The organism is Streptococcus sp. 1559 (assembly GCF_013276735.1).
Classification (GTDB): Bacteria; Bacillota; Bacilli; order Lactobacillales; family Streptococcaceae; genus Streptococcus; species Streptococcus pseudopneumoniae.
Genome location: NZ_VMLO01000102.1, coordinates 1 through 11267, shown reverse-complemented (window position 1 = coordinate 11267; position 11267 = coordinate 1). Strand labels below are relative to the sequence as shown.

General features: G+C 38.9%; 11 protein-coding genes and 1 pseudogene. 2 read left to right on the top strand and 10 right to left on the bottom strand.

What is annotated here, in order from left to right:
* The coding region (locus HT688_RS10410) for a transposase (RefSeq protein WP_188112453.1) at positions 1–312 on the top strand (312 nt) is incomplete at its 5' end.
* 308 nt (positions 313–620) lie between these two features.
* Here the strand turns inward: HT688_RS10410 and HT688_RS10405 are convergent.
* Both HT688_RS10405 and HT688_RS10400 read right to left on the bottom strand, forming a co-directional pair.
* A complete protein-coding gene (locus HT688_RS10405) occupies positions 621–1703 on the bottom strand; it encodes a cell wall-binding repeat-containing protein (RefSeq protein WP_000868697.1) in 1083 nt (360 codons plus the stop codon).
* Positions 1704–1715: 12 nt separating this feature from the next.
* Positions 1716–2954 (bottom strand): caspase family protein, encoded by a 1239-nt coding sequence (locus HT688_RS10400; protein WP_000722389.1) that lies wholly within the window; start codon positions 2952–2954, stop codon positions 1716–1718.
* Between the two features lie 92 nt (positions 2955–3046).
* On the opposite strand from HT688_RS10400, the gene HT688_RS10395 reads away from it, so the two are divergent.
* Positions 3047–3901 (top strand): helix-turn-helix domain-containing protein, encoded by an 855-nt coding sequence (locus HT688_RS10395; RefSeq protein WP_172923770.1) that lies wholly within the window; start codon positions 3047–3049, stop codon positions 3899–3901.
* Positions 3902–4022: 121 nt separating this feature from the next.
* Here HT688_RS10395 and HT688_RS11935 read toward each other — a convergent pair.
* The 8 genes and pseudogenes from HT688_RS11935 to HT688_RS10360 all read right to left on the bottom strand — a co-directional run.
* Positions 4023–4237: pseudogene (locus HT688_RS11935) on the bottom strand (IS3 family transposase); the annotation flags it as partial.
* Positions 4238–4325: 88 nt separating this feature from the next.
* Positions 4326–4673, bottom strand: a complete 348-nt coding sequence (locus HT688_RS10390; RefSeq protein ID WP_000395510.1) for a type II toxin-antitoxin system RelE/ParE family toxin — start codon at positions 4671–4673, stop codon at positions 4326–4328.
* The gene (relB, locus tag HT688_RS10385) at positions 4663–4950 is read right to left on the bottom strand and encodes a type II toxin-antitoxin system RelB/ParD family antitoxin (protein ID WP_001101480.1); all 288 of its coding nucleotides are present in this window, start codon (positions 4948–4950) and stop codon (positions 4663–4665) included. Before relB ends, HT688_RS10390 begins: the two co-directional genes overlap by 11 nt.
* Positions 4951–5113: 163 nt before the next feature.
* Entirely contained in the window at positions 5114–5725 is a 612-nt protein-coding gene (rpsD, locus tag HT688_RS10380) for a 30S ribosomal protein S4 (protein ID WP_000092760.1), read from the bottom strand.
* Positions 5726–5919: 194 nt separating this feature from the next.
* Positions 5920–6972: a HAMP domain-containing sensor histidine kinase gene (locus HT688_RS10375; protein ID WP_172923769.1), complete on the bottom strand. Its 1053-nt coding sequence runs from the start codon at positions 6970–6972 to the stop codon at positions 5920–5922.
* Positions 6969–7667 (bottom strand): response regulator transcription factor, encoded by a 699-nt coding sequence (locus HT688_RS10370; protein ID WP_000520643.1) that lies wholly within the window; start codon positions 7665–7667, stop codon positions 6969–6971. Before HT688_RS10370 ends, HT688_RS10375 begins: the two co-directional genes overlap by 4 nt.
* 166 nt (positions 7668–7833) lie before the next feature.
* Positions 7834–10077 carry a PavB family fibronectin-binding SSURE repeat adhesin gene (locus tag HT688_RS10365; RefSeq protein WP_023932936.1) on the bottom strand — a complete coding sequence of 748 codons (2244 nt, stop codon included), beginning with the start codon at positions 10075–10077 and terminating at the stop codon, positions 7834–7836.
* 115 nt (positions 10078–10192) lie between these two features.
* Positions 10193–11209 carry a glycosyltransferase family 2 protein gene (locus tag HT688_RS10360; protein WP_000771879.1) on the bottom strand — a complete coding sequence of 339 codons (1017 nt, stop codon included), beginning with the start codon at positions 11207–11209 and terminating at the stop codon, positions 10193–10195.
* Positions 11210–11267 lie beyond the last annotated feature (58 nt).

The following is an 11267-nucleotide window of genomic DNA, read 5'->3' as shown; positions in this document are numbered from 1 at the left end:
TTTATAGCTCCCATGATTTACAAGAACAGCAGGACAAGCGATTTCTTTGGGGAGTGGTTCAAAACGCAACTCCTGCCTGCTTTGAAGACCCCTCATGTTATTATCATGGACAATGCTAGTTTTGATCCCAAGAACATTTTGGATGAACTCTGCATCCAAGATAAACACTTTTTCTTACCTCTACCGCCATATTCACCGGATTTGAATCCTATTGAGCAAGCTTGGGCTATCTTGAAAAAGAAAGTAACAGATTTATTAAGGGAAGTCCCAACTATTTTTGAATGTTTGGAACGCTTTTTAAAAACTAAATGACTATAAAACTTTTTTCCCAGATTTTTGTTTACTACTAAAGTTCACAATGGGTCTAATTTTTAAAATACTCTTGTTTAATTTTTGTAAGCAGATTGTTAGTAAAAGAGAATAACCCTGCTAAATTTCTGATCTACTTTATTCTATAGTAAAATGAAATAAAAATAGGACAAATCAATCAGGACAATCAAATCAATTTCTAGTAATGTTTTAGAAGTCCAGATGTACTATTCTAGTTTCAATCTACTATATATTATTCACTGACTAAAAAAGAAAACCTACCTTCTCAGTAGATTTTCTCTGTTTAAAATTTATTTCCAAGCGCCACTGGCATCTACATAGTAACCATCAGGTGTATAGGTGTTGTGAAGCATCTTACCAGTTGAAGCAAGGTAGTACCAAGATCCACTATCTTTTACCCATCCTGTTACCATAGAACCTGAGTTGTTTAGATAATACCAAGATCCACTATCTTTGATCCAACCTGTCGCCATAGAACCTGAGTCCTTTAGGTAATACCAAGAGTTATTATCATATAGCCAATTGCTAGCAATCATAGCTCCTGATGATTTAAAGGCATACCAGTTGCCACCCTGATAGAGCCAAGTTTGATTGAACATGACTCCTTTATCATTCATAAAGTACCAAGTTCCCTTGTCCTTAACCCAAGCATTTTTAACTAATTGACCTTGTTTTTGATAGTACCACTTTTCACTGTAATTCTTTTTTAGCCAGCTTTCTGCTTTTAGAATCGGATAAAGTATTTTGAAGGCTCCTCCCCCTCTGTAGGAATGACTGATAACTCCTGGTTTTTGAAGTTTCAATTCTACATAGTCGTCTTCCCAAGCAAACACTTTTTGACCATTGAGAGTCTCTGGTAAGGTAGCAGTGTAGGTCTTAGTTTGATAGTCCCATTTTGCATCAAGGTAGGTGTGTTGATCATTTGATTCGTCAATACGGAAGTAACCACTCTTTCCGCCATCATTATATACATCATCTACTACTTTAGTGGACCAGGTCTTTACTTCATTTCCGCTCTTGGCTTCTACCTTGATATCTCCTCTATAGCCATAAGGTACATAGAAATTCAGGTAACGCCCCTCTGTACCGACCATAGATTTGTCCTTTTCTTGACCTAGGAAATTGATAGTCTGATCTTGACCATTGAGACTAACCGTCCACTCGATTTTCTCAGTTTTTGGCAAATCCAAGACTTTGATATCCACTTCATGGCCATTGTTAAATCGAAGAATTTTGCCATCTTGATACTTAACCCCACCCTTAATAACCCATTCTTCTTCCAACTCAAAGGCTTGACCTGAATGAGGGAAAGCTAATAAAGCTAGACCTGCTAGAGATAAACCAAATAGTGTGATTTTTTTTGATACTTTCATTTTCTTAACTCCTTATTTTTGGAATAAAACAAATTGACTGTTTTTAGGATAAACTGATACATGTTGCTCTTCGTGAATTTGTGATGCAGCTTCAAGGACTAGAGGATAAGAGTATTGATACAGTTCCTCTAAAGTAATTTTTCCGTTAGTATTGGTGTCTGCCATAGGCGAAATCATTCTATTTTGAAGTGAATCCCAACCTGTACCCATTGCCCAGTATCTGGTGGCAAGACTACCTACTCCGACTACACTATACGATTCTTCGCCTTTCCAAGAGGCACATAGTACGAGGAATTTAGAATCAAGCATTTCACCATTCTTGCTTGCTACATCTCCTGTTGAAAATCCTGCCAAAAATGCTTGTTCATCAAATTTTTCTTCAGACTTGGAGGCAACCTTTTTGTCTGACTTACCTACATCTATAATTGTTCCTGAATAGCAACAATCCAGCATAACCACAAACTTACCTTTATATTGTTTCAGTATAGATGCCAATTCCCAGCCTGAAAATGTCTGACCATCGCTACCAAGATAGATTCTTCCGTCTCTTCCTCCATGACAAGTAAGGTAAAGATAGTTCACATCGCTTTCGATAGAAGATTTGAAAAGCTCTTGCGTTTTTGCAATAATCTCGGACTTAGTTTTATCTGGGAAACGAACAACTTTACTAAAGTTTTGGTTACCAAAAACCTTTTCCATAGCATTAACGTCTTCGATAGGTACTGCTCTCGTTGATGTTTCACCAAGAACTAAAGCACGGCGATTAATCGTTTGTCTTGCTCCACTACTAGCAAAGAAATAAGTATCATCTCCAATATTGTGCCAACCTGTCTGCATAGCACCGCTGGCAGCCAAATAATATTGTTTTCCTTCGATAGTCTGTAGGCCAGTTTGCATGACACCGCTAGTATTTAAATAGTACCAACTACCAGAAATCAAACACCATCCTGTTTTCATAGCACCACTAGTATCTAGATAATACCAATTTCCATATTCATTAAACCAACCTGTTTTCATCCAACCTTCACTATCAAAATAGTACCAGGTTTCATTGATCTTTTCCCACCCGTTTTTAGTGTAAGAACCGTCAGAGTGTTTATACCACCAACGGCTATTCGATTGAATCCAACTGCCATTAGAGTGACTATAAGACTTGGGAGAGATAGATTCTTGAGCAGAAACTGGACTATTTACTGGTAGTGTTGCCACTAGGCTCAGTAAAGCAACTGATGACAATAAAATTTTTTTCATAATCATATTGTCCTTTCTGTTTTATTTTTGTATAATCATATCACAAATAAAAAAACAGGTTTTATTTTTTGCAGAAATGGAAGAGGAATACTATGGAAAATTTTGGAGCAGTTTTAAAGGATATCCGTATTTCAAAAAATTTTCGTCTTAAAGATTTGGCTTGTGATAAGATTAGTGAGTCAACTATTTCTCGTTTCGAAAATGGGATTACAAAATTATCTATTGATCATTTTTACATATTGTTAAATCGCCTGGGGATATCATTTTCGGAATTTGAAGAATTAGTTCATTGCTATTATTCCAAAAAAGAATGCTTTTTTGAAGAATTAGAACATGCTGTAAACTCTTCAGATATCATTTTGTTACAAGAACTAATAAAGAAAATAGAGCTAAAACAAAAGCAGGAAAGAAGTTTATGCAATTTTCACATAAAATTGATTGCTGAACAACAGATTAATCGCCTTGTAAATCTTCCTTATAATACATCTATATGCAATGAGATAATAAAGTATTTGCTTTCGGTAGATACTTGGATGGAGTATGAACTGAAAATTTTTTATAATTCGGTGTTTTTTATGAACACTAAAACCATAAGCTTATTATATAGAGCGGTAATCAAGAAAACACGACATTTTTTAAAAACAAATATGGGAACACATAGAGTAATTCCTTTATATTTATTTAATTTAGAATTATTATTAAAAAATAATTTGTTAAATAACGCTCAATTTTTTATAGATGATTTAGAAAATTTACTGACCAGACAAGGATATTATTTTGAAAAGAATTATTTACTCTTCCTAAAAGGTATTTATCTTATAAAAACTAATCAAATAGAGTTAGGTAAAAAAGAATGTTCTAAAGCTATGAGAATATTTAAGGAATATAATGATAGTGATACAATAAATGAATTAAACCAGAAATTTAAGCTAGATCTAACAATTTAATTGTTAAATGATATTGTTTAGAGATATAATTCCTAAAAAATTAGACAAATAATTTATCTATAAGATTTGGTTCTGTATTACACTGAGCTAAGTCTTTCTTAGTTTTAATACATTTGTTATTATATAGGCTTTTATTGATTATTTCTTGTTTTAATTCAGGGGAATAGTAACGATTCTTCCCATTTTTAACACTCTCTATTCCATAACGATCAATTCATCTTGTCACATACCTTAGCCCGAAACATCTACACAAAATCTTTTTGAAAGCTGATTAAAGATTTGTACTTGCTTTCTAAGTTCATAGATCTGAACCTTAACCTCATTTGTCAATCCCATAATAAAAATAAGGACATTCCAATTGAACTGCACCCCAAAAGTTAGACAGAAAAAATCTAACTTTTGGGGTGCAGTTCATATATAGGCGCTATTTTTTCTTGAACAAGCGGATGTAGTCCTGTTTGCTATGAATAATATCTGATACAAAGACAGCTTTTCTGTCCTCTAAAATATGATAGAATGCTAGGTAATCTCCTAAAATGATGCATCGAGTTTTGTGGGGTGGGTATATAATCCCTCCTACTCTTTCGTCAGCATCAAATCCTGCTTCTGGGAAGACTTCAAGACGCTCCAAACCATAAAGAACATTCTTAACTGTGTTTGCTCCTGCCTGTTCTGAAAAGTAGTTAGCTGAGATATAATCTTTAATACCTCTTAGCTGTTCTTGTACCGTTTCGGAGATAATGATGCTATATGCCTTCTCGTTAAATTCCAAGGTTAGCCCTCACTTCATCAAGACTGTAAGTTCTTCCATGTTCTAAATCCTCAAAGCTACGAGCAATTTCAGCACGCAACCTTGATAGAAGTTCTTCTCTTTCTTTATCTACTTGAGTTTCAAATGGCAAGGCTTTATTTTCTACAATGTGTTCTAAAAACAAGTTAAAACTGGCTGTCATATCAAGATTTTGCGCTGTGATAATAGCTTTAGCTTTCTCTAACAAGTCTCTGTTAGTCTTAAAATTTACCTGTGTGTTTTTTTCTAAAACATTCATGGTAGCACCTCCTTTAGACTATTATATCACTTTGGACTATATCGGTCTAGTTATGTCTCAACGATTATAGCTGGATACTAAGAGAAATCAAAAAAGCACTCTAGGATAGAGGCCTAAAGTGCTTAGTTTCAAGGCTTTACAGCCTATCATATTTAATAAAATATTACAACATCTTGTTGTAGAATTCAACGACAAGTGCTTCGTTGATTTCTGGGTTGATTTCGTCGCGTTCTGGCAAGCGAGTCAATGAACCTTCCAATTTTTCAGCGTCGAATGATACGAATGCTGGACGTCCAAGAGTAGCTTCTACTGCTTCAAGGATTGCTGGAACTTTCAATGATTTTTCACGAACTGAGATCACTTGACCTGGAGTTACGCGGTATGATGGGATATCAACGCGTTTCCCGTCAACAAGGATGTGACCGTGGTTTACGAACTGACGAGCTTGACGACGAGTAGTCGCAAGACCAAGACGGTAAACAACGTTATCCAAACGACGTTCCAAAAGAAGCATAAAGTTGAAACCTAGGATCCCGCCTTTGATTTTTGTAGCTTGTACGAACAAGTTACGGAATTGTTTTTCACCTACACCGTAAGTGAAACGAAGTTTTTGTTTTTCAGCCAATTGCAAACCGTATTCTGACAATTTAGAACGGTTGTTTGGTCCGTGTTGTCCTGGTACGTAGTTACGACGTGCCAATTCTTTACCTGTACCTGTAAGTGAAAGGCCAAGGCGACGAGATTGTTTCCAAGATGGTCCTGTATAACGTGACATGTGAATGTCCTCCTGATATAAATAATATTTCGGTGGAAATAGTCACTTAGAAAGCCCTGATTCGTGCAGATGCCCTTCGCCTAAACAGCCAAGGTTACTTATCATAAGACACCTGTTGACGAGCTTCATGCTTTCCTGCTGATATTTCACACAAAATCTATTTTACCATGAATAGCTGGATTTGTAAAGGGGTTTTAGGCTTTATTTTCACTACCAGAGAGATTGAGAAGGAGGGTAAAGGTACTTCCTAGACCGTACTGGCTGCTGACTGTGATTTCCCCACCCAATTGATGAGCCAATTCACGCGCAATCGCAAGACCAAGACCATGCCCACCTGTTTTCATGTTACGCGAAGTTTCGACACGATAAAGGCGTTTGAAAATATTCTCCAAATCCTCTGGGGCAATGCCCTGCCCCTCATCGGTCACACTGATTGAAAGCTGGTTCTTCTCCAGCTTAGCCACCACTTCCAGCTTGGTTCCTGGAGCAGAGTATTTAAAAGCGTTATTGAGCAGATTCACCAAGATACGAGAAAGCTTAGCATAATCTCCTTCAGTCCGGGCAGACTCTGGGATTACCTGCAAGTGGACATCTCTTCTCTCCTGCTCAATCAAAAACTGAAATTCACTCATGCACTCAATCAAGAGCTGATCCAGAAAAATGCTGTCTTTGCTGGTCGTTTCCACCTGATTTCTAGCTGTGTTTAGGGTCAAAAAATTCAACTCCTCAACCAGTTTATTGAGTCTTTCCGTCTGGCGTCCAATGGTTGCTAGATAATGGTCCTGTTCTCCTTCCTTGATAACCCCATCCAAAATCCCTTCTACCGTCGCTTGGATTGAAGTGATAGGAGTCTTGATATCATGCGACAACTGGGCAATCATCAAGCCCTTTTCTCGTTCGCTTTCTTCCAAGGAATCAAAGCTTGCCTGCAAATCATAGGACATTTCATTAAAAGCTTGGCCTAATTGTTGAAATTCTAAAGGGCCTTGAACCTCCAAATTTGAAGGAAAATCCTTGTCCGCTACCCGCCTGGCATGCTCCTTGAGTTTGCCCAACGACGTAAAGACCGGCGATAGGAGAAAGAGACTAATCCCAGCACCGACAAGGCTGGCAACGATGGTCATCCCAAGCAAAAAGTAAATCTCGCCTTTCGCAATCAGCATTTTTTGAACAGCCCAAAAAACAACCAAAATGGTTAAGAGGGTTGAAATAATATATCCAACCAAAATATAACTTTTTAGTTTCATGTTTGTCCTCTCGGTTTCTCTATCTTATATCCCAACCCCCAAACTGTCTTAATAGTGGGCGTTTGGTCACTACTATATTTTGCCAACTCCTGTCGAAGAGCATGGATATGCACATTCAAGGTATTGGTGTCATCCACATAGTCTTCTTGCCAGACTTTTTCATAGAGGTCTGTCTTGGAGAAAACTCTCTCTGGATTGCTAGCTAAAATCCACAGCAATTCAAATGATTTAACAGTTAAATCCAGCATTTCTTCTCCTATTTGAACTTCATGACTACTATGATTCATTTTTAGATTGCCAAGGGAAATCAGCTCTGTTTCGCCCCCACGATGAAGGCGGCGCAAAATATTATGGACACGCAAAACCAGCTCACGTGGGCTAAAAGGCTTAGCAATAAAATCATCTGCTCCCAAGCTCAGGCCGTAAATCTTGTCCTGTTCACTGGTCTTAGCAGTAATAAATAGGAAAGGTTGCTCTGGTGATAAGTATTGAACCTCACTGATTAAATCATAACCATCCATCCGAGGCATCATGACATCTGTGATAATCAAATCAATCGGTTTTTTCTTGAACAGCTCTAGCGCTTCCAGTCCATCATGGGCTACCAAGACCTGATAACCTGCCTGAATTAAGTATCTCTGATGAATATCGGTGATTTCTACCTCGTCGTCAACGAGTAAAATTGTCTTTCCCATCTGTCTCTCCTTTGATAAAAACAGTGCTATACTGCTTTAAGTATAACACTATTTTTATTGTTTTACGATGATTTTAATCTGCTATTGAAAGAAAGTCCTGATTGCTGATTGAGTTGGTAAACTAGCCTTAGTCAGCCCACTATCCATCATTTATTTCCTTAGCTGATTAGTTTTCTTCTTTTTTGTTTTTCAAACCTAGACCACCGAGTAAACCTACAAGCGCAAGCCCAAGGAAACCAATACTTGCCATTGATGTTTGAGCTTCACCAGTATTTGGTAGCATAGCTTTATCATCTGACATCATCTTGTCTGACATCATCGTATCAGACATCTTGTTAGCAGAAGCAGCCATATTTTCACCTGCCATCGTATTGGTAGAGCTTGTCATGGTGTCAGCAGGCATGCTATCTGTAGTACTTGGAGCTGGAGTCTCAGTCTTCATACCTGATTTTTCCATTTGGTCATTTGCTGGCATTGCTTTATCAGTCTCTTTGGCTGGTGCCATCATGTCCTTATGGTCAGCAGCTGTTTGATGAGTCGCACCTGTAGCAGGATTGTGATTCATCGGAGTCACGCCAGAACCAGAGTTAGAAGATGAGAATGAAGCATTTGCTGTGTCTGATGTTTCTTTAACATTTATCTTAATAGTAACTTTTTTAGCTGCTACGACATTTGTCAAATCTACTTTACCATCTTTGTTGCCATAGACATTGACTGTAGCGCTGTAGGTTTTAGTGCCGTTTGCTCGAAACTGGTCAATGAGTTCTTGTTTTTCTTTGCCAGCCACGTTTCCGTCCAAGGCTACTTGATAGAAGTATTGCCCTTTGGTCTTCACGTTTTCGCCTAGTGGAGATAGGGCTGGGTTTTTAGCGTCGCCATTATCTGACCATGGAGCCTTGTCAGATGCCTTAAGCAAGAGACGAGTCAACATGCCATCACCTGCGAATAGTTCGTATGGAATCACATGGTTGACACCTGCTGTGAATGGACCGTCACCCTTGGCTTGTTCTAGGTAGGCTGCTGGAACATCGATACTGTCTTTAACGTTGTCTGCAACGGCTTTTTGAACTGTTTCTTTAGAAATTAAACCGTTTATGTTAATAGTAACTTGTTTAGTTGCTACGACATTTGTCAAATCTGCTTTACCATCTTTGTTGCCATAGACATTGACTGTAGCGCTGTAGGTTTTAGTGCCGTTTGCTCGGAACTGGTCGATGAGTTCTTGTTTTTCTTTGCCAGCCACGTTTCCGTCCAAGGCTACTTGATAGAAGTATTGACCTTTGGTCTTCACGTTTTCGCCTAGTGGAGATAGGGCTGGGTTTTTAGCGTCGCCGTTATCTGACCATGGAGCCTTGTCAGATGCCTTAAGCAAGAGACGAGTCAACATGCCATCACCTGCGAATAGTTCGTATGGAATCACATGGTTAACACCAGCTGTGAATGGACCGTCACCCTTGGCTTTTTCTAGGTAGGCTGCTGGAACATCGATACTGTCTTTGATGTTGTTTTTAACTGCAGATTTGACATCGCTTCTTGTTACAAGACCGTTCAAGGTAATATTGACTTTACGTTCCTTGACAACCTTATTCAAATTTGGTTTATCACCGGCTGCTTCATAGACAGTCAGGGTAGCTTCATAGGTATTTGTACCATTAGTACGAAGTGTATCTAATAAATCCTGATCTTGCTTACCTGTAGTGTTACCATTCAAAGATACTTGATAGTAATACTTGCCATCAGGTAAATTTTTCACTGGTGGAATTTTTTCATTTTTATCCTTACCATTATCTGACCATGGAGCCTTGTCAGATGCTTTGAGCAAGAGACGAGTCAACATACCATCTCCTGCGAAAAGTTCATATTTAAGCGGTTTGTTTACACCAGCCAAGAAAGGACCGGAAGCTTTGGCTTGTTCTAGATAGCCCGCTGGGACATCGATACTGTCTTTAACATCCTCATCGACAGCTTTTTTAATATCTTCTGGACTTGCTTGTTTCCCATCCACATCAGCTGTATCTACAGCTTCTTTTAAGACATCTGCTAGCTCTGAATTTTCTTGAGCTTCTTCACCTTTTTCAAAAAGTGTATCCAGACGAGAAGGGCTTGTCTCCTCGCTCACTTCAGTTACTTCTGTAGGTGTAGAAAGTGAGTTCGTATTTCCAGCAACGACCTCAGGTTTCGCTTGAGCAAGAACAGTATCTCCCTGAGTTTCTGCTAAGTCACCCTCTTTCGTTCCCGATGTCTCTTCAGGTACAACTTGAGCAGGGGTCGGATTGACCCCATCGGCACGTACAGAACTTGGCTGACCAACTAGGACAAAGAAGCCACTAGCCACAACAACTGAGGCAACACCGACACTGAGACGGCGAATAGACCAACGAGTATATCTTTGATTTGGATTGAATTTCATAGGGTTCTCCTTAGAGTTTTTCTTTATTTGATGACTCTAGTATAATATCCTAAAATTAAAAAGGACTAAGAAAAAGTTAAAATTTTTCTTAAATCCCTCTTATAAAATACTTATATCAATTAAATCCATAAACAGATTTGGTGATTTGATAGACGACATTGGACAGTTTGCGAGCTGGCAAGACTGAATGTTTGGTCAAACGGCTAAGCATGGTCTTACGGATAGCCTGAAAAACCTCTGGATTTTCCTGCTGAATATAGGTCCACAGCTCCCGTTTTTTTGCCAAATGCTCTGCTGTACCTGCTCGATTGAGCAGGGCACTGGAAATCACCGTCGTAATCTCGATATGATTCAGCAGATATTCTCGCATTTTGGGGTGGCTCACTTGGGATAAATCAAGCTGGTCTACCAAGAGTCGATTGACTTTAAGTTGCTGGTCAATGCGCTTAATCATCACTTGCTCATTGACAGACTGGTCCTCACGCCCAATCAAATAACGATAGAAATCGACAGGCAGATAGTACATGGTCTTGACCTGCTGAAGAGGGGTAAAGACAAAGAGATTATCGACATAAAAAGTATGCTCAGGCAGTTGGAACTGGCTAGCACGCAACAAATCTGTCCGATAAATCAGCGAGTGCATCATGATATACTGGCCTTTGGAGAAATTTCCGACCTGGTCCCAGCCAAAAATCTGCCGAACAGGCAAGACTGACTCGTAGCTCATACTCTTCTTACGAGACTGACCTTCCTTTTCGTAAACAAAATTAGTCACAAAGGCGTCAACCTCTTGACCCTTACTCTCAAGTTCCTGCAAGGTTTCAAGAGTTTTCAAGTAGGCACGAGGATCCACCCAGTCATCACTGTCAACTACTTTAAAATAGCGCCCAGAAGCCTCTACCAAGCCACGATTGACCGCACCGCCATGGCCCTTATTTTCCTGATAAATGGCTCTAACGATGTTAGGATACTTGTCGGCTAAACGCTCAGCGATTTCCTGAGTCTGGTCCTGAGACCCATCATTGATAATCAAAATCTCAACTTGCTCACCACCAATCACTAGCGACTCCACACAGTAATGAAGATAGGCTGCAGCATTATAGCTAGGAATGGCGATAGACAATAACTTCATAATCTACTCCTTTAGGGGACTGATTTTTCTTACTCAATGAAAGTCATAACCACCCGTG

Excerpts from the sequence above, each read along its gene's own strand:
- HT688_RS10405 (WP_000868697.1), bottom strand. The coding sequence starts at position 1,703 with ATGAAAGTATCAAAAAAAATCACACTATTTGGTTTATCTCTAGCAGGT.
- HT688_RS10400 (WP_000722389.1), bottom strand. The coding sequence starts at position 2,954 with ATGAAAAAAATTTTATTGTCATCAGTTGCTTTACTGAGCCTAGTGGCA.
- HT688_RS10395 (WP_172923770.1), top strand. The coding sequence starts at position 3,047 with ATGGAAAATTTTGGAGCAGTTTTAAAGGATATCCGTATTTCAAAAAAT.
- relB (WP_001101480.1), bottom strand. The coding sequence starts at position 4,950 with ATGAATGTTTTAGAAAAAAACACACAGGTAAATTTTAAGACTAACAGA.
- rpsD (WP_000092760.1), bottom strand. The coding sequence starts at position 5,725 with ATGTCACGTTATACAGGACCATCTTGGAAACAATCTCGTCGCCTTGGC.
- HT688_RS10375 (WP_172923769.1), bottom strand. The coding sequence starts at position 6,972 with ATGAAACTAAAAAGTTATATTTTGGTTGGATATATTATTTCAACCCTC.
- HT688_RS10370 (WP_000520643.1), bottom strand. The coding sequence starts at position 7,667 with ATGGGAAAGACAATTTTACTCGTTGACGACGAGGTAGAAATCACCGAT.
- HT688_RS10365 (WP_023932936.1), bottom strand. The coding sequence starts at position 10,077 with ATGAAATTCAATCCAAATCAAAGATATACTCGTTGGTCTATTCGCCGT.
- HT688_RS10360 (WP_000771879.1), bottom strand. The coding sequence starts at position 11,209 with ATGAAGTTATTGTCTATCGCCATTCCTAGCTATAATGCTGCAGCCTAT.